Below are 17,313 nucleotides of genomic sequence, written 5' to 3' on the forward strand. Positions count from 1 at the left end.
GGCGCGCACCGCAGCGGCACACCAATAAGCGCCACGCGGGACCCGCGTGCGCGAAACCTCACGACACACGGATCAGGCGACGAACGCTCAGCCCGTCGCCGAAGTTGCGTCGGCTTCAAAATAGCTTTGCAACGCGCGCACCTTGAGATCGCCGCCTACATAGGCCTTGATCCCCTGCGTCGCTGCAATCGCTCCCGATAGCGTGGTGTAATACGGCACTTTGTGCAAGAGGGCGGCGCGACGTAGCGAGCGGCTGTCGGAAAGCGCCTGCGCGCCCTCTGTGGTGTTGAACACCAATTGGACGTCGCCATTCTTGATCGCGTCGACCACGTGCGGCCGCCCTTCCAGCACCTTGTTGATCTTGCCGGCGGAAACGCCGTTCTCTTCCAGGAAGCGCTGGGTGCCGGATGTCGCGACCACCTTGAAGCCGACCTCCTCCAGCAACCGCACCGACGGCAGGATGCGGGCCTTGTCGCTGTCCTTGACCGATACGAAGACCGTTCCGGACTTCGGAACTTTGGTTCCGCCGCCGAGCTGGCTCTTGGCGAAGGCGACACCGAAATCGGTGTCGAGCCCCATCACCTCGCCGGTCGAGCGCATCTCCGGCCCCAGCACGGTGTCGACGCCGGGGAACCGGGCAAACGGGAACACCGCTTCCTTCACCGCGATATGGTCGAAATGACCCGACTTGAAGTCGAAGGCCGCGAGCTTCTCGCCCGCCATCACCCGCGCCGCGATCTTGGCGATGGGCACGCCGATCACCTTGGCGACGAAGGGCACGGTGCGCGAGGCGCGGGGATTGACCTCGAGGATGTAGATGTCGTCGTCCTTCAGCGCGAACTGCACGTTCATCAAACCGACCACGCCGAGCGCCAGGGCCAAGGCGGCGGTCTCTTCGCCGAGCCGCCGCAGCATGTCCTCGGAGAGCGAATGCGGCGGCAGCGTGCAGGCGCTGTCGCCGGAATGAATTCCGGCTTCCTCGATATGCTCCATGATGCCGGCGACCCGAACCTCGGTGCCGTCGCACAGCGCGTCGACGTCGACTTCGATGGCGTCGGAGAGATAGCGGTCGAACAGCAGCGGATTGGTGCCGAGCACGGCATCGATCTGGCGCGTCTTGTCGTTCGGGAAGCGCGCGCGGACATCGTGCGGCACCAGGCCCGGCAACGTATCGAGGAGATAATCTCCGAGCTGGTGGTCTTCGCGGATGATCTGCATCGCCCGCCCGCCCAGCACATAAGACGGCCGAACGACGAGCGGAAAGCCGAGGCCATCGGCGACGACGCGCGCCTGATCCACCGAATAGGCGATGCCGTTCGCCGGCTGGCGAAGTTCGAGCTTGTCCAGCAGGGTCTTGAAGCGGTCGCGGTCCTCGGCGAGGTCGATGGCGTCCGGCGAGGTGCCGAGGATCGGCACGTTGGCCGCCTCGAGCGCCCGCGCGAGCTTCAGCGGCGTTTGGCCGCCGAACTGCACGATGACGCCGAGCAGGGTGCCGGCGCTGCGCTCGCGATCGATCAGTTCCAGAACATCCTCGGCCGTGAGCGGCTCGAAATAGAGCCGGTCCGAGGTGTCGTAGTCGGTCGAGACGGTCTCGGGATTACAGTTGACCATGATCGCCTCGTAGCCCGCCTCTTTCAGGGCGAACGCCGCGTGGCAGCAGCAATAGTCGAACTCGATGCCCTGCCCGATCCGATTCGGACCGCCGCCGAGAATCACCACCTTGCGGCGGTCAGAGGGCTGCGCCTCATCGGCCGGACTGCCGGCGAACGGCGCCTCATAGGTCGAATACATGTAAGCGGTGGGGGAAGCGAACTCCGCCGCGCAGGTATCGATGCGCTTATAGACCGGGCGCACGCCCAGAGCGTGGCGCTGCGCACGCACCGCGCCTTCCTCGACCCCCGCGAGCGCCGCGAGCCGGGCATCGGAAAAGCCCATCGCCTTCAAGCCGCGAAACGCCCCCGCGGTTGGCGGCAGGCCGAGCCGGCGGACCTTGTCCTCGGTCTCGACGATGCCGCGAATCTGGGAGAGGAACCAGGGATCGATTTGGCAGGCGGCGTGGATCAGTTCGTCGGTCATGCCGAGCCGCATCGCCTGCGCGACATAAAGCAGGCGCTCCGGGGTCGGCGTGCCGAGGGCTGCGCGCACCGCATTCTTGTCGTCGCCGGTGCCGAGCCCGCCGATCTCGATGTCGTCGAGCCCGGTGAGGCCGGTCTCCAACGAGCGCAGCGCCTTCTGCAGGCTTTCCTGGAAGGTGCGGCCGATCGCCATCGCCTCGCCCACCGACTTCATGGACGTGGTGAGGGTATGGTCCGCGCCGGGGAATTTCTCGAATGCGAAGCGCGGGATCTTCGTCACCACATAATCGATGGTGGGTTCGAAGGAGGCCGGGGTCGCACCGCCCGTAATGTCGTTCTCGATCTCGTCCAGCGTGTAGCCGACGGCGAGCCGCGCCGCGACCTTGGCGATCGGGAAGCCCGTCGCCTTGGAGGCGAGGGCGGACGAGCGCGACACGCGCGGATTCATCTCGATGACGATCATCCGCCCGTCTTCCGGGTTGATCGCGAACTGGACGTTGGAGCCGCCGGTTTCCACCCCGATCTCGCGCAGCACCGCCAGCGAGGCGTCGCGCATGATCTGGTATTCTTTGTCGGTCAGGGTCAAAGCCGGCGCGACGGTGATCGAATCGCCGGTATGCACCCCCATCGGGTCCAGATTCTCGATCGAGCAGATGATGATGCAGTTGTCCGCCTTGTCGCGGACCACCTCCATCTCATACTCCTTCCAGCCGAGAACGCTCTCCTCGATCAGCACCTCGTTGGTGGGCGAGGCGTCGATGCCGCGCTCGACGATCTCGATGAACTCGGCCTTGTTGAAGGCGATGCCGCCCCCCGTTCCGCCCATGGTGAAGGACGGGCGGATAATGGCCGGCAGCCCGACGATATCCAATGCCTCGAGGGCTTGGGGCAGCGTCTTGATCTGCCGCGAGGTGGGGGTCGAGAGGCCGATCTTGGTCATCGCCTCGCGGAACAGCTCGCGGTCCTCGGCCTTGTCGATGGCTTCCGCAGTGGCGCCGATCATCTCGACGTCGAACGCGTCGAGCACACCCATATGCTTCAGCGAGAGCGCACAATTCAGCGCGGTCTGCCCGCCCATGGTCGGCAGCAATGCAAAGCCCCTGGCGCGATCACCGCGCTCGGCCTCGATGATTTTGGCGACGATCTCCGGTGTGATCGGTTCGATATAGGTCGCGTCCGCCATGTCCGGATCGGTCATGATGGTCGCCGGGTTGGAGTTTACCAGGACGACCCGGTAGCCCTCTTCCTTCAGCGCCTTGCAGGCCTGCGTTCCGGAATAATCGAACTCACAGGCCTGCCCGATCACGATGGGGCCTGCGCCAATGATGAGGATGGTTTCGAGGTCGGTGCGTTTCGGCATGTCTCGATGGCGCTCGACGGGCGCAAAAAAAGGGCCGCGGGTCACGCGCCCCTTGGGATGGTGCCGTACCGCAGCGTAGAAAGATCTCCGCCCGGCAAGCTATTGGGCTTCCTTAGACCATATTTGCGCGCGACGGAAGACCGCCGTCGCCTCTCTCCAGCCGGACCTGCATTTCGCCGATGGACCTCCTCCCCACCCGCCTCGCCCGTCACGTTCCGCTGTTGGTTCAACTCGGCACTTTCATCGCCGTCGGTGCGACCGCTTTTGTCGCTCATGTGCTGGTTTTGGGCACATTGGTGGAGACGGATGTGCTCGGTCCGGTCGCCGCATCGATGATCGGCTTCGTCGTGGGGACCCTCGTCACCTACACGCTGAACAGCCGCTTCACCTTCCGCTCGACCCGGTCCCATGCCGGCGCGATTCCGCGGTACTTTCTCGTGGCGGGCGTCGCCTTCATCCTGAACGGCGTGCTGATGGACCTGTTCACCCACAGGCTCGGGCTCTTCTACGTGCTCGCTCAGGTCCTCACGAGCGCCTTGGTTCTGTGCTGGACCTTCAACAGCTATCGGCTTTGGGCATTCGCCGAGCGGCGCCGGGCGGGCTGAGGGACGATCAGGCGGGAACCGCCAGGAACGCCATGCGCCCCTGATTGTGCCCCACATTGGGGCGCGTCCGCTCGGCTTCGAAACCGGCCTGCCGCAAGAGCGCCAGGAAATCGGCCTCGCGATAGGTCGAGAGGCCGAGTTCGCCGCGCAGTTTTCGATAGGGCGAGACCGCTGTGCGGGCTAGTCCGAGAAGCGCGGCGCCCAGGAATCCGTCGCGTGCGGCAAAGGCGAGCAACGCCGCGGCATCCCGCGCTGCGCCGCGGTCGGGAGGAATGATATCGGCCAAAAGCAGCCGACCGCCGGGTGCGAGCAGCCGCCGCCACAGCGACAGCAGCTCGTCGAGCTGGGGCCTCGTGAGATATTGCAGAAGAGAGTTGGCGACGATCAGGTCGAAGCTGCGATCGGGAAGCGCGGCGACGTCATCGGGCGCGGCGACCCGGATCGCCCCATCCTGGGAAAAGCGGTGGCGCAGCTTGTCGCGTACCCCCGGCGCCGCATCACACAGCGTCAATGACCCGCAGGCCTTGGCCAGCGTGGCGGCCGCGAGCGCCTCGCCGCAGCCATAGTCCAGAACCCGCGCGTCGGGGGTGGGCACCAAGCGGGCGAGGTCGGCGGCGATTCGCGCATAATGGAGCTGCTTGTGACGGTCGCTCACATAGATCGCGTGAGACCCGTCCCAGAAGGAGATCCAGTCCATGCCAGCGATCTCCTGCCGTGCGGCCCGGACGCCCGCCTTAGCGGGCGAAGGCGATGCCCATCTTCACCTGCTCGATCGCTTGATCGATCAGGCCAATGGCGGCATCGCGATGGCCACCTTTGTTGGGCTCTGCCTGCACGAGGCTCGCGCGGGCGCCGCGCAACTGCTCCAGAGCGGCATCCATGAAGGGCTGTCCCGCAACCGCGCGGGTGACGAGGGCCTGGCCGCCGATGGCAACCCCGACACCGAGACCGAATGCGATAGCCAGCTTGGATAGGGACGTCATGCGCGGCATGTCACACTCCGTTGCAGAAAGGGATCGAGGCACATATGCGGAACGGCCTCCCCTCGCCTCACCATTTGTAGCGGACCCAGAACTGGCCAACGGTCGGATTGATTGCGCGGATCGCCGGATCGGACGAATTATATACTTTCGGCCCGGACACCTTTGCCTGAGCAGAATCAGACGCCAGAGCGGAGATGGCAAACTGCACGCCGAGCCGGCACGGCCCGGTCATGTTGGCCAATCGTCCTCCGCGCCAATCGGCGACGACGCCGCCATTGGTGCCGCCGAATCCGACCAAGCGGAAAGGTCCGCCATTGGCCTTTTCGACATCGGCAAGAGACGTTCCGATCGTAATGCCGGCGACGCCCCAGCGTGTCTCGTCGGTAAAGGCGACGCGGGTGGGGATGGTGTAGCCGAGCGCATCGGCCCATGCGATGTCGACGCGGAGCTTCGGCTCGCCCGCCAGCAGGACCGAGCCGGGAGCCATCGACCCGTCAGGCTGCATCACGTCTGCGCGGCTGATCGCCTGCTGGCCGAAATCGGCGATGAGGTTCACTTCGGTCGTGGTCGGAGCCCAGGGACCTGTGCATTGGAACACGCGCGGCGGCGCGTCCGGAGCGGGAATCGGCACGACGGCTTCATAGGCGCCCCAGGGGTCGGCTTCCGTCACGACGCCGGTGCCCCAATTGCTCGAAGGGGTTCCGCACCCGACGAGCAAGACGGCCAGAGCCGCGCCTGCCGCCCAGAGCGGCCATTTGCGTTGATCCTTCGCCATCCCCGCCTCCATCGACGCCACGCCCTTGTCATATCGTGCTTTCGCAGCGGGCGAAATCGTCGCGACCCGGTCCACCCCCCGGACCATCGACATTTTTGAAGCATGATGAATGCGGTACGGCGGATGTCACACGCCATTCACAGCTTGAGCGCAAGGGACGCGGCGCGCAATTGCGGGGAGCATCCATGAACCAGCCGCACACAACCCAGCCCGCTGCCGCGGAGGGACGCTCGGTCCAGGATTATCTCGACGAGACACCGGTTTGGGGAGACGGAACGCCGGTTTCGTCAGCACCGCTCACCGCCATGCAATGGCGGATCTGGGGCCTTGCCGCCGCCGGCAAGTTCTTCGAAGGCCTCGTCGTATTCATGACCGGCGTCGCGCTGCCGCTGATCGCCGAAGAGTTCGGCATGAGCGCCTTCCAGCACGGCCTGGTCGGCGCGGCGAGCCTCCTCGGCATCCTGGTCGGTGCCCTGACCCTGGGCGGGCTGGCGGATCATTTCGGCCGCAAACTGATGTTCATCGTCGAGATGGTCATCTTCATCCTGTTCCTGGCCCTGCTGGCGACGGCGCCCAGCTTCTGGTGGCTGCTCACCTTCCTGTTCGGCGTCGGGCTCGCCCTCGGATGCGACTATCCCACCGCGCATCTCGTGATTTCTGAGAGCATCCCGAGCAATGCGCGCGGGCGCCTCGTGCTCGCCGCCTTCGCCTTCCAGGCCGTGGGTGCGCTTGTCGGCACGGCGATCGGCTATCTGATCCTGAGCTTCGTTCCCGACATCGGGGCGTGGCGCCTGATGTATGCCAGCGCCATCATTCCGGGCATCATCGTTCTCGTGGGCCGCTTCTTTGTTACGGAAAGCAGCCACTGGCTCGCCGCAATGGGGCGGGTGTCGGACGCCGAGGCCCAGATGCGCCTGCTTCTGAAGCGCAAGCCGGACTATCCGAAAAGCGTGAAGCTCAAGGTGAAGGCGCACCATCATCATGCGCACAAGGAGCGGCACCTCGGCACGCTGTTCAAGGTGAAGAACCGGCGCGCCACCATCCTCGCCTCTGTGCCCTGGTTTCTGCAGGACCTGTCCACTTACGGGATCGGGATCTTCACCCCGACCATCCTCGCGGCTGCAATCGGCGAACATCGATCGAGCGTTTCGCATGAGGTCAGCGACATCATCGCCAACGACCTCCTGGCGGCCAAAGGCGCGGGCTTCATCGATCTGCTGCTTCTGGTGGGCATGATCGTCGCCGTTCTACTGGCCGACCGCGTCGGACGGATCCCGCTTCAAATCCTGGGCTTTTTCGGCTGCGCCGCTGGCCTTCTGATTGCGTCCTTCTCGACCAATTACGAAGGCGGAATGCAGCTGACGCTCATCTATATCGGCTTCATGCTGTTCAACCTGATGACCAATATCGGCCCCAACGCGCAGACCTATCTGCTCGCCGGCGAGGTCTTCCCGACCCATGTGCGCGGACTTGGTGCAGGCTTTGCCGCTGCGGCGGCCAAGATCGGCGCCGTCATCACCGCGTTCCTTTTTCCCATCCTGCTTGCGGATATAGGCACGCAGATCCTGCTCTACATCCTCGCCGGCACCTCGCTTCTCGGTGCCTGGGTCACCTGGCGTTTCCAGATCGAGACCACTGGGAAGAGCCTGGAGGACATGGGTCAATAACTGACCCGTCTTTAGACTTGCCCGGCAGCGACCGAAGGCCGCCGCCAGGCGGGCTCAAGATGCCACCGGTCAGCCGAACCTGTCGCTGACCACCTGCCAATTGACGAGCTTGTTCAGAACCGCCTCGACATGCGCCGCCCGACGGTTCTCGTAGTCGAGATAATAGGCATGCTCCCACACATCGACGCCGACGAGAGTGGTCTTGCCGTCCGCAAGAGGGTTCATGCCGTCCTTCATGCCGACCACCGCGAGACCGTCGCCGTCCTTTACAAGCCAAACCCAGCCGGTGCCGAAGACGGTATCGCCGGTCTCCACCATCTTGCGGACCAGACCTTCCATGCCGCCGAAGTCGCGATCCACCGCCTTCGCGAAGGCGGCATCCGGCTTGGCGGGACCGCCTTTGAAGGACGCCCAATAAAGGTCGTGGTTCCAGGCCTGGGCCGACTGGTTGAACATCGCGGTGTCGCCACCCTTCTTCGCCGAAACGACAATTTCGGAGAGCGTCATGTCGGCATAGGGCTTGTTGGCGGCGAGTTGATTCACCTTGTCGTAATAGCCCTTGGAATGCTTTCCGTAATGCAGGCCCACGGTCCGCGGGGAAATTGTCGGGGCAAGCGCGTCCTCGGCGTAGGGCAGCGGCGGAATAGTGAAGGGTGCCGCCGCACGGGCGGCATGGGGTGCAAACAATGTCGCGCCGGCCGCAACGCCGGCGATCATCAGCGCATCGCGCCGGGAAAGCGCAGAGAGAGTCTCGGGTGTCAGGCTCGGAATCTGGGCCATGGGGGGCCTCCGCAGGAACTAGAACAAGGGGGTGCCGGCTCCGGCCGAATACCGTAACGGCATGCCTGGGCAACCCCGCATCGCGTCCACGGTTCCCCGTATGCGGCACCGGCGCAACTTGGCAGCAAAAAGCGCCAAAGCGGTGACGGCTGCGGTTCCGCTCCATGCGCGCGGTTGACAAAAGTCCCCGGGCTTGGACATTGCCTCGACGCCTGAAGGGGCCGTCCGGCCCCCACCTTACAGAAAGGCCCTGCCCCATGAAATCGCGCGCCGCCGTCGCCTGGGAAGCCAACAAGCCGCTGACGGTCGAGACGATCGAAATCGGTGGGCCGAAGGCTGGCGAAGTCCTGGTCGAAGTGATGGCGACCGGTGTCTGCCATACCGACGCCTATACCCTGTCCGGGCTCGATTCGGAGGGCAAGTTTCCCGCCATCCTGGGCCATGAAGGCGCCGGCATCGTGCGCGAAGTGGGCGCGGGCGTGACATCGGTCAAGGTCGGCGACCATGTGATTCCGCTCTACACGCCGGAATGCCGGCAGTGCAAAACCTGCCTCTCCCAGCGCTCCAACCTGTGCACCGCGATCCGCGCGACCCAGGGCCAGGGCCTGATGCCGGACCGCACCACCCGCTTTTCCTGCGACGGCGGCGAAGTGTTTCATTACATGGGCTGCTCGACCTTCTCGAATTTCACCGTGCTGCCCGAGATCGCCCTCGCCAAGGTCCGCCCCGACGCGCCGTTCGACAAGATCTGCTATATCGGCTGCGGCGTAACGACCGGGATCGGCGCGGTGGTCTATACCGGCAAGGTCTGGCCCGGCGCCAATGTCGCCGTGTTCGGGCTCGGCGGCATCGGCCTCAACGTGATCCAGGGCGCGCGCATGGTCGGCGCCGACAAGATCATCGGCGTCGACATCAACCCCGCCAAGATCGAGATCGCCCGCAAGTTCGGCATGACCGATTTCGTCAACCCGACCGAAGTGGGCGCCGACAAGGTGGTCGCCGCGATTCAGGATCTGACCGACGGCGGCGCCGACTTCAGCTTCGACTGCACCGGCAACGTCGCGGTGATGCGGCAGGCGCTGGAATGCTGCCATCGCGGCTGGGGGACATCGATTATCATCGGCGTCGCCCCTTCGGGCGCCGAGATTGCCACCCGGCCGTTTCAGCTCGTCACCGGCCGCAACTGGCGCGGCACGGCGTTCGGCGGGGCGCGCGGCCGCACCGACGTTCCGAAGATCGTCGACTGGTATATGGAGGGGAAGATCAATATCGACGATCTGATCACCCACACCATGCCGCTCGACGAGATCAACACCGCCTTCGACCTGATGCACGAGGGCAAATCGATCCGCTCGGTCGTGCTCTATTGAGCTGCGGCGGGAAGGCGATGGCGCACAAGGCGGCTCTCGGGTAGAAGAGTGGCAACCTTATCCCCCGTGCGACGACAGCAAGGCTCCCATCGGGGCGCCGCGCGTTTGCGCCGAAGCAGGCGAAACCCTTGGCCTTCTCTCCTCCCTCTCCGTCCATCGCGCGGGCCCTTGCCGCGCGTGATTATGCCGAGCCGACACCGGTCCAGGCGCTCGTCCTGGCCCCCGAGGCGGCCGGGCGCGACCTTTTGGTCTCGGCCCAGACCGGCTCCGGCAAGACCGTCGCCTACGGCCTCGCCATCGCCGAGACCTTGCTCGGCGAAGCGGAATTCTTCGGAACGCCCGGCGCGCCGCAGGCGCTGATCGTCGCGCCGACGCGGGAACTTGCGCTCCAGGTGCAGCGCGAGCTGACCTGGCTTTATGAGCACGCCCGCGCGCGCATCGTCGCCTGTGTCGGCGGAATGGATCCGCGCCGCGAGCGCCGGGCGCTCGCCGATGGGGTCCATATCGTCGTCGGTACGCCGGGGCGGCTGCGCGACCATATCGAGCGCGGCGGCCTCGACCTCTCCGCCCTCGCGGTCGCGGTCCTCGACGAGGCGGACGAGATGCTCGATCTCGGCTTTCGCGAAGATCTGGAATTCATCCTTTCCGCGACCCCGCCGGACAAGCGCGCCCTGCTGTTCTCGGCCACCCTGCCGAAGCCGATCGTCACCCTGGCCAAGCGCTATCAGAGCAACGCCCTGCGCATCGAAGTCGCGGCGACCGAGGGCGGGCACGCCGACATCGCCTATCGCGCGGTGCGCATCGTGCCGAAGGAAACCGAACATGCGGTGGTGAACCTGCTGCGTTATTTCGAGAGCCCGACCGCGATCGTGTTCTGCAACACGCGGGAAAGCGTGCGCCATCTTCTGTCGACGTTGCAGGAGCGTGGCTTCGCGGCCGTGGGATTGTCGGGGGAGATGGCCCAGAACGAGCGCAACCAGGCGCTTCAGGCGCTGCGCGACGGCCGGGCGCGGGTGTGCGTCGCGACCGACGTCGCGGCCCGCGGCATCGATCTGCCCAATCTCGGCCTTGTCATCCATGCCGAGCTGCCTCACGACGCCGAGGCCCTTCAGCACCGCTCCGGCCGCACCGGACGAGCCGGCCGGAAGGGATCGAGCATCCTCCTCGTGCCGCCCTCGCGGCGGCGGAAGGCCGAGCAATTGCTTGCCTTCGCCAGGGTGGAGGCGTCCTGGAGCGGGCCGCCGAGCCCGGACGAAATCCGTGTGCTCGACCAGGAGCGCATGCTCGCGGACCCGCTGATCGCCGAGGAGCCGGGGCCGGAGGAGACCGACCTCGTGCAGACGCTGCTGGCGCAGCGCTCCCCCGAACATCTGGCGGCCGCCCTGGTGCGGCTCTATCGGGACCGGTTGCCGGCGCCCGAAGACGTCCTCGATCCCGGCGAGGGCCGCACTGCGCGCAGCCGCGAGCGCAGCGACGCCCCGCCCGCGCGCAGCCGCGACAGCCGCGGCGGCGCGGCCGGATCCCCGGGTGGGGAGGCGGGGGCGGCCGGCACTACCGTCTGGTTCCGCATGCCGGTCGGCCGGCGCCGCAATGCGGACCCCAAATGGCTGCTGCCTTTGATCTGCCGCCGAGGCGACGTGACCAAGCAGGATGTCGGCTCGATCCGCATCTTCGACAGCGAGACGGTGTTCGAAGTGGCCGCGGATCTGGCCGATGAGTTTCTCGAAAAGGCCCGGGCCTCGCAGGGCGGCGATGTGCTCATCGAGCCCATGGTCGGCGGCGCGGCGCCCGCGCGGGCGCCTCGGACCCGCAAGCCCGCTTATGATCCCGTCAAGGCCGACCGTCCGCCGGACGTGGCGGAGCGCCCCAAGGTGAGGGGCGCGTTCGGCAAGGAGCGGCGGGCGGACGGCACCGCCTATCCGAAAGGGCCGAAGGCCGAGCCCAAGCCGAAGGGTGAAGGCAAGCCGAAGAAGCGCAAGGACAATGCCGGCGGCCCCGGCAAGCCCAAGCGCATCTGGGACTGAGGCGGCATATTCCGCTGCCCGGCCACAGGCCCCGGCACCCGATCGGCCGTTTGCTCAGTGCCCGTGGCCACGCTCGGCGGTGTCGAGAGCGGCCGTGGTGTCGCGCGACAGATCGGCGGCGAGAAAGGCCGCCGTTTCCGGCATGGCGAGGCGGAAATCATCGATCGCTTCGAGCGCCAACGCGATCTCGGCGCCGGCGCAATCCAGCACATGGCCGCCCCGCGCGCGGTCGGCGCTGATGAAATGCAGGTGCCAGCCAGGGATTCCGATGCCGCGCACATAAGCCGGCGTCCAGAAGCCGACCATCGTCCCCGACTCCTCGGCCGCATGGAACTCGGCCTGATGGGCGGTCGCCTCGACGAGAGTCTCGCGCTCGGCGGCCCTGCTGGCGACCCGGTGATGGAGACGGACGAAGCATCCGTCGAGCCGCACCGCGAAGAACAGATTGTCGGTGCCACGCCTTTGGTCGAGCTCGGCCAGGAGGTCCGCCATCGAAGCGAACGGCGGAAGGACAGCCCGCGCACCGGCCGCGAAATGCGTCACTTCGGCGAACGGGACTTGCTGGTCGTCCCGCGCCTCACGGACGCTGCCGTCGCTGCGGATCTGGTAGAAGGTGCCATCGAGCGCGATCATTTCGCCGTCCAGCCCGGCAAACGTGCCGAGGCCGAAATCGCCATGCTCCTTCAGCGTCTCCACAGACACCACACCGGAGAACAGCCCCTCCACCAGGGCGCCGGCGGTCGAGACCTGGAACAGCGTGCCATGGTCCAGTTGCAGTGTATCGGCCAGCGCGCGCGAGACGATATGGTCGATCCCCTCCCCGCTGTCCGTGCTGGCCCGGTTCAAGGCGTCCAGGAGGGATTGGGAAATCTCGCAGGTGAGTGTCGGCATGAGGTCCGTTCGTCTGTGTCGAGCCGGCGGGGTCCGGCTGGCGGCGCAGTCTGCCCCTGGGAGGGCCGGAGGCAAGCCCCAGCCTCGTCACAGGTGACGCATCGGAGGGAAAATACCTGCGTTGTCGGAGCGTCACCCGTTTCAGGCGCCGCGCGCAGCTCAACGCGCGTTGGGGCCGGCCGTTTCCGGGGCGGACGAAGTGGATCCGCCCCCTTTGTCGGTCCATTCCTGGGGCATGCCGACAGCGCCGCTGACCAGACCCGCGATGCCGGGCTCGCGCCCGAACACCTCGCAGGCCGCGTGTTTCGGCGCCCCGCCAGCCCAGGATTGGAAGCGTTCCGGCGACGGCGGGCCGGACAGGGACTTGAACGGATTTTCGCCCGTTACCAGAAGCTTGCTGAAGTCTTCCCCAAAGGCGCCCGCCAGTTCGTAGGCATCTCCCGATCGGGACACACGCGCCGAACCCGACAGCATGTTTGCGCCCCGTCCCCACACCATGGCGGCCTCCGGGCGGCCTCCTGGACCCCGCGCTTCCGCCTCCATGGAGAGGCTGCCGAGGCCGATCGGTAGACGCGGCGTCGGAACGGGTACGCCCGGCAGCAGGATCGATTTTGCGACCGAGGCGATCTTGGTCGCGGCCACCGCAGTTTCGTCCGTCGGCGCCATGTTGGTGATCACGGCATGGACGGTTAGGTCCGCCGGCTCGGCGGGCGAAACAACCGCGAAGCGCTCGCTCAGCCCGGCGCATAGCGACCGGTCCACCGCGTTGGAAACCAAGCGTCTCTGCTCCTCCGTGATGGAAGTCAGCCGCGCCGGCGCGGCAAACGCCGTGGGGACGATCCGCACCGTCTTTGCGGCGAGAACCGCGTCCTTGTCGATGCGCAGCTTCGACTTGGTCAGGATGCCGTCGGCCTGAGCGAGGTCGCCATAGGACGTAAGAGAGCCACCCTCATCCAAAGGGGCTGTCGCGCAGCCGGCGACCAGAAGCGGAAGAATCAGGATTGGGAGAAGGCCGGCCAGTCGATTGCGCGCCGTGACCACACCATTCTCCCCAAGCTTCGGACCCGCAATACGAAGATTCGACGAAGCAGTGCGCCTGTCGGTGACCCTGCAGTCCGCATGAACGGGCGGGGCAGGTCAAGCCCGGCCCCACCCTCTTCGTCGCCACGGCGCGTCCGCATGCACATGGCCCCTCCCCGGTGCGCCGCGGTCCAGGCGGAGGCTACCCTTTCCGTCGCCCCCCCTTGCGGTATCCCTTCGTGCCGGGATCCGGCCGCGGGCCGGGCCGGTAATCGAGCGCGCTCATCGGCTCCGCGCGGTCCGTGCCCGGTCCCATATCGTCCAGGCTCGGCTTTGCGACTTTGGCGGAAGGGCGCGGCGCATAAAGCGGCATCTCGTCCGGTCCGCGGGCGCGGGAGGGGATGAAGCCGTCGTCCGTCGGCGTGTCGGGCGCCGCGGGGGGGTGCCGTTTGCCCTTGGCGGGCTTGGGCGGCTCGTTGGCGGCGCGGCCGTATTTCTTCGGGCCGCGATAGCCGCCGGTCCGGTCGTCCACCGCCTCCTGGCGGGCCATCGGATCGTCCGAGACCGCCAGTTCGGTCGCCTGCAGGCGCTTGATTTCGTCGCGCAGCCGCGCAGCCGTCTCGAAATCGAGGTCGGCGGCGGCAGCGCGCATGCGCTTTTCGAGATCCGCCATCACCGTCTTGAGATTGTGGCCGAAAGCGGCGCCTTCCTCGGCGAGCCCGACATCGACCTGGACATGGTCGCGCTCATAGACCGAGCCGAGAATGTCGCCGATCGCCTTCTTCACGCTTTCCGGCGTGATGCCGTGCTCGGCATTGTAGGCGAGCTGCTTCTCGCGGCGCCGCGCGGTCTCGGCCATGGCGCGCTGCATCGAGCCGGTCTCATGGTCGGCATAGAGGATCACCCGCCCGTCGACGTTTCGTGCGGCGCGACCGATGGTCTGGATCAGCGAGGTCTCGGAGCGCAGGAAGCCCTCTTTGTCGGCATCGAGGATCGCGACGAGGGCGCATTCCGGGATATCCAGGCCCTCGCGCAGGAGATTGATGCCCACCAGCACGTCGAAGGCGCCGAGCCGCAGGTCGCGCAGGATCTCGATCCGCTCGATCGTGTCGATGTCCGAATGCATGTAGCGCACGCGCACACTGTTCTCGTGCAGATATTCCGTCAGGTCTTCGGCCATCCGCTTGGTGAGCACGGTCACCAGCGTCCGGTAGCCGGCCGCCGCCACGGCGCGCACCTCACCCAACAGATCGTCGACCTGGGTTCGGGCGGGGCGAACGTCGACCGGGGGATCGATCAGGCCGGTGGGGCGGATCACCTGCTCCACGAAGACCCCGCCGGTGCGGTCCATCTCCCACGGGCCGGGCGTCGCCGAGACATGGATCGTCTGGGGCCGCATGGCGTCCCATTCCTCGAAGCGCAGCGGGCGATTGTCCATGCAGGACGGCAGCCGGAAGCCGTACTCCGCGAGCGTCGCCTTGCGGCGGAAGTCGCCGCGATACATGGCGCCGATCTGGGGAATGGTGACGTGGCTCTCGTCGGTGAAGACCAAAGCATTGTCCGGCACATATTCGAACAAGGTCGGCGGCGGCTCGCCCGGCCGGCGGCCGGTGAGCCAACGGGAATAATTCTCGATGCCCGCGCAGCTTCCCGTCGCCTCCATCATTTCGAGGTCGTAACGGGTGCGCTGCTCCAGGCGCTGGGCCTCCAGCAGACGGCCCATCCGGTTCAGTTCGTCGAGACGCAGGCGCAGCTCGTTCTTGATGCCGGAAATCGCCTGGATGAGCGTCGGGCGCGGTGTGACATAATGCGAGGAGGCATAGACCTTCACGCTCTTCATATCCCCGGTTTTATGGCCGGTGAGCGGGTCGAACTCGGCGATGCTCTCGACCTCGTCGCCGAACAGCGACACGCGCCAGGCGCGGTCCTCGTAATGCGCGGGAAAGATCTCGATATTGTCGCCGCGGACCCGAAAAGTGCCGCGCGCGAAGTCCGACTGGATGCGCTTGTATTGCAGGGCGACGAGATCGGCGATGAGCTGACGCTGATCGATGCGCTCGCCCACTTCCAGCTTGAAGGTCATCGACGAATAGGTTTCGACCGAGCCGATGCCGTAGATGCAGGAGACCGAGGCGACGATGATGACGTCGTCCCGCTCCAGCAGCGCACGGGTCGCGGCATGGCGCATCCGGTCGATCTGTTCGTTGATCGAGGATTCCTTCTCGATATAGGTGTCCGTGCGCGGAACATAAGCTTCCGGCTGATAATAATCGTAATACGAAACGAAGTATTCGACGGCGTTATCAGGAAAAAAGCTCCTAAACTCGCCATAAAGCTGCGCCGCCAAGGTCTTATTCGGAGCGAGAACGATCGCGGGGCGCTGCAGCTCCTCGATCACCTTGGCCATCGTGAAAGTCTTGCCGGATCCGGTGACTCCGAGCAGGACCTGATCCTTTTCCTGCGCCCGCGCCTGAGCAGCGAGTTCGGCGATCGCCTGAGGTTGGTCGCCTGCGGGCTTGAAGTCGCTCTTCATCGCGAAGCGGATGCCGCCCTCGCTCTTGTCCGGACGGGACGGGCGATGCGGCATCCAGGTCTGGCCGGTCACTTCCGGCCGTCCTTCGACGATCAGCCGCGACAGCGCCGCCACGGTGGCGGAGGCGCCCGCCGATTCGAACGTGCCGAAATCCTCCGCCGCGACGCCCAGAGAGGCGGCAAGCGCAGGATCGAGAGTCTGGAGCGGCGCCGGCTCGAAATGGCGCTGGGAGCGCTCGCCGAGCTTGCCGGGACGGGATGCTTTGGCCATGCCGCCAATATGGGGGCTCAAGCGGCGCGTGGGAAGGCGCGCCGGCTATCCCGAAACGGGACGCTGATAATGCAGGAACCCGGAGCGCACCGCGATCCGGTCATACAGCGCACGTGCCGTCGCATTGGTCTCGTGGGTCAGCCAATAGACCTCCTCCCACCCATTTTGATCGGCGGCACGATAGACATGATCGATCAGCGCCCGTCCGGTCCCAGCGCCCCGCCCCGCCGGTGCGACGAACAGGTCCTGGAGATAGCAGACGTCACCGGCGGTCCAGGTCGAGCGGTGGGCGAGGAAATGCACCAGCCCCGCCGCTGCGCCGCCGGACCAGGCGAGAGCGCCGAACACCATCTCGGACGGATCGCATAGCCGTGTCCAGGTTCGGCGCGACACCGCCTCAGGTATCTCGATCTCATAAAATGCCTGGTATCCCCGCCAGAGCGGGAGCCAGGCGTCATGGTCACCCACGCCGATCGCGCGGATCTCGATCTCGGCCCCCATCGGATCCCCTCACTTTACGGCGTATTCGCCAGTTCCAGCTCGATCGTGCGCTGCGCCGTCAGCACGCGGCGGCATTCAGCGAACTCGATATTGGCGATGGTGCCTTCGACGCTGCCGTAAAAGGTGCAATTGGCGTCGCGGAACTGAATCCAGGCCCGCTGGGCGGTGCGCAACCGCTCCTTCTGGGCTGGATTCTGCGCCGCCATCAACGCCCGATAGGCCGTATTGAGTCGCTTGTCCCAGGCCTCGGTGAGTGCCGTGACGCAATCGCTGATCGCCGCCGTCGCCATCTTGGAATTGCACGTCTCGAATTCGCCCCCATACCAGGAAATCGTCGGCGGCTTCGGCGCGGCGGCAGCGGGGGCGGCACCGAGCACCGGGGCTGCGAGGATAACGAAAGCGGCAAGGCCCGCGGCTCTGGTCATGGTCATTCCCAATTCGATTTGCGACGGCAATCAG

The 17,313-nt window shown here is 66.1% G+C and carries 14 protein-coding genes; 4 read left to right on the forward strand and 10 right to left on the reverse strand.

Features of this window, described 5'->3' with window-relative positions; genetic code table 11:
• Positions 1-87 precede the first annotated feature (87 nt).
• Positions 88-3,435 carry a carbamoyl-phosphate synthase large subunit gene (carB, locus tag EDC64_RS11410; RefSeq protein ID WP_132031427.1) on the reverse strand — a complete coding sequence of 1,116 codons (3,348 nt, stop codon included), beginning with the start codon at positions 3,433-3,435 and terminating at the stop codon, positions 88-90.
• A 179-nt stretch (positions 3,436-3,614) separates the two neighbouring features.
• On the opposite strand from carB, the gene EDC64_RS11415 reads away from it, so the two are divergent.
• Positions 3,615-4,040 (forward strand): GtrA family protein, encoded by a 426-nt coding sequence (locus EDC64_RS11415; protein ID WP_132031428.1) that lies wholly within the window; start codon positions 3,615-3,617, stop codon positions 4,038-4,040.
• A gap of 7 nt (positions 4,041-4,047) precedes the next feature.
• Here the strand turns inward: EDC64_RS11415 and EDC64_RS11420 are convergent, their stop codons facing one another.
• From EDC64_RS11420 to EDC64_RS11430, 3 genes are read right to left on the reverse strand one after another with little or no spacing between them, the layout of a single operon-like run.
• On the reverse strand, positions 4,048-4,737 hold the full coding sequence (locus EDC64_RS11420; protein ID WP_132031429.1) for a class I SAM-dependent methyltransferase: 690 nt from the start codon (positions 4,735-4,737) through the stop codon (positions 4,048-4,050).
• Positions 4,738-4,774: 37 nt separating this feature from the next.
• On the reverse strand, positions 4,775-5,032 hold the full coding sequence (locus EDC64_RS11425) for a hypothetical protein (protein ID WP_132031430.1): 258 nt from the start codon (positions 5,030-5,032) through the stop codon (positions 4,775-4,777).
• Positions 5,033-5,090: 58 nt separating this feature from the next.
• A complete protein-coding gene (locus EDC64_RS11430) occupies positions 5,091-5,798 on the reverse strand; it encodes a hypothetical protein (RefSeq protein ID WP_132031431.1) in 708 nt (235 codons plus the stop codon).
• Positions 5,799-5,983: 185 nt separating this feature from the next.
• Here EDC64_RS11430 and EDC64_RS11435 point away from each other — a divergent pair, with 185 nt between their 5' ends.
• Positions 5,984-7,465: an MFS transporter gene (locus tag EDC64_RS11435; RefSeq protein ID WP_132031432.1), complete on the forward strand. Its 1,482-nt coding sequence runs from the start codon at positions 5,984-5,986 to the stop codon at positions 7,463-7,465.
• A gap of 69 nt (positions 7,466-7,534) precedes the next feature.
• On the opposite strand, the gene EDC64_RS11440 is transcribed toward EDC64_RS11435, so the two are convergent.
• A complete protein-coding gene (locus EDC64_RS11440; RefSeq protein ID WP_132031433.1) occupies positions 7,535-8,245 on the reverse strand; it encodes a superoxide dismutase in 711 nt (236 codons plus the stop codon).
• Between the two features lie 257 nt (positions 8,246-8,502).
• Here EDC64_RS11440 and EDC64_RS11445 point away from each other — a divergent pair, with 257 nt between their 5' ends.
• Both EDC64_RS11445 and EDC64_RS11450 read left to right on the forward strand, forming a co-directional pair.
• Complete coding sequence (locus tag EDC64_RS11445; protein ID WP_132031434.1) at positions 8,503-9,615, forward strand: S-(hydroxymethyl)glutathione dehydrogenase/class III alcohol dehydrogenase; 1,113 nt, start codon at positions 8,503-8,505, stop codon at positions 9,613-9,615.
• 128 nt (positions 9,616-9,743) lie between these two features.
• Complete coding sequence (locus EDC64_RS11450) at positions 9,744-11,639, forward strand: DEAD/DEAH box helicase (RefSeq protein ID WP_132031435.1); 1,896 nt, start codon at positions 9,744-9,746, stop codon at positions 11,637-11,639.
• Positions 11,640-11,693: 54 nt separating this feature from the next.
• Here the strand turns inward: EDC64_RS11450 and budA are convergent, their stop codons facing one another.
• The 5 genes from budA to EDC64_RS11475 form a co-directional block, all read right to left on the reverse strand.
• Entirely contained in the window at positions 11,694-12,530 is an 837-nt protein-coding gene (gene budA / locus EDC64_RS11455; RefSeq protein WP_132031436.1) for an acetolactate decarboxylase, read from the reverse strand.
• Positions 12,531-12,689: 159 nt separating this feature from the next.
• Positions 12,690-13,571 carry a DUF3313 domain-containing protein gene (locus EDC64_RS11460; RefSeq protein WP_245504660.1) on the reverse strand — a complete coding sequence of 294 codons (882 nt, stop codon included), beginning with the start codon at positions 13,569-13,571 and terminating at the stop codon, positions 12,690-12,692.
• A gap of 181 nt (positions 13,572-13,752) precedes the next feature.
• Positions 13,753-16,353, reverse strand: coding sequence for an excinuclease ABC subunit UvrB (uvrB, locus tag EDC64_RS11465; RefSeq protein WP_132031438.1), 2,601 nt, complete (start codon positions 16,351-16,353; stop codon positions 13,753-13,755).
• A 45-nt stretch (positions 16,354-16,398) separates the two neighbouring features.
• The gene (locus EDC64_RS11470) at positions 16,399-16,854 is read right to left on the reverse strand and encodes a GNAT family N-acetyltransferase (protein ID WP_132031439.1); all 456 of its coding nucleotides are present in this window, start codon (positions 16,852-16,854) and stop codon (positions 16,399-16,401) included.
• Between the two features lie 14 nt (positions 16,855-16,868).
• Positions 16,869-17,279: a lysozyme inhibitor LprI family protein gene (locus tag EDC64_RS11475; protein ID WP_165933728.1), complete on the reverse strand. Its 411-nt coding sequence runs from the start codon at positions 17,277-17,279 to the stop codon at positions 16,869-16,871.
• Positions 17,280-17,313: the final 34 nt, after the last annotated feature.

This window comes from Aquabacter spiritensis, from assembly GCF_004346185.1.
Lineage (GTDB): Bacteria > Pseudomonadota > Alphaproteobacteria > Rhizobiales > Xanthobacteraceae > Aquabacter > Aquabacter spiritensis.

Coding starts and splice junctions, on each gene's coding strand:
- carB (WP_132031427.1), bottom strand. CDS start 3,435: ATGCCGAAACGCACCGACCTCGAAACCATCCTCATCATTGGCGCAGGC.
- EDC64_RS11415 (WP_132031428.1), top strand. CDS start 3,615: ATGGACCTCCTCCCCACCCGCCTCGCCCGTCACGTTCCGCTGTTGGTT.
- EDC64_RS11420 (WP_132031429.1), bottom strand. CDS start 4,737: ATGGACTGGATCTCCTTCTGGGACGGGTCTCACGCGATCTATGTGAGC.
- EDC64_RS11425 (WP_132031430.1), bottom strand. CDS start 5,032: ATGCCGCGCATGACGTCCCTATCCAAGCTGGCTATCGCATTCGGTCTC.
- EDC64_RS11430 (WP_132031431.1), bottom strand. CDS start 5,798: ATGGCGAAGGATCAACGCAAATGGCCGCTCTGGGCGGCAGGCGCGGCT.
- EDC64_RS11435 (WP_132031432.1), top strand. CDS start 5,984: ATGAACCAGCCGCACACAACCCAGCCCGCTGCCGCGGAGGGACGCTCG.
- EDC64_RS11440 (WP_132031433.1), bottom strand. CDS start 8,245: ATGGCCCAGATTCCGAGCCTGACACCCGAGACTCTCTCTGCGCTTTCC.
- EDC64_RS11445 (WP_132031434.1), top strand. CDS start 8,503: ATGAAATCGCGCGCCGCCGTCGCCTGGGAAGCCAACAAGCCGCTGACG.
- budA (WP_132031436.1), bottom strand. CDS start 12,530: ATGCCGACACTCACCTGCGAGATTTCCCAATCCCTCCTGGACGCCTTG.
- uvrB (WP_132031438.1), bottom strand. CDS start 16,353: ATGGCCAAAGCATCCCGTCCCGGCAAGCTCGGCGAGCGCTCCCAGCGC.
- EDC64_RS11470 (WP_132031439.1), bottom strand. CDS start 16,854: ATGGGGGCCGAGATCGAGATCCGCGCGATCGGCGTGGGTGACCATGAC.
- EDC64_RS11475 (WP_165933728.1), bottom strand. CDS start 17,279: ATGACCAGAGCCGCGGGCCTTGCCGCTTTCGTTATCCTCGCAGCCCCG.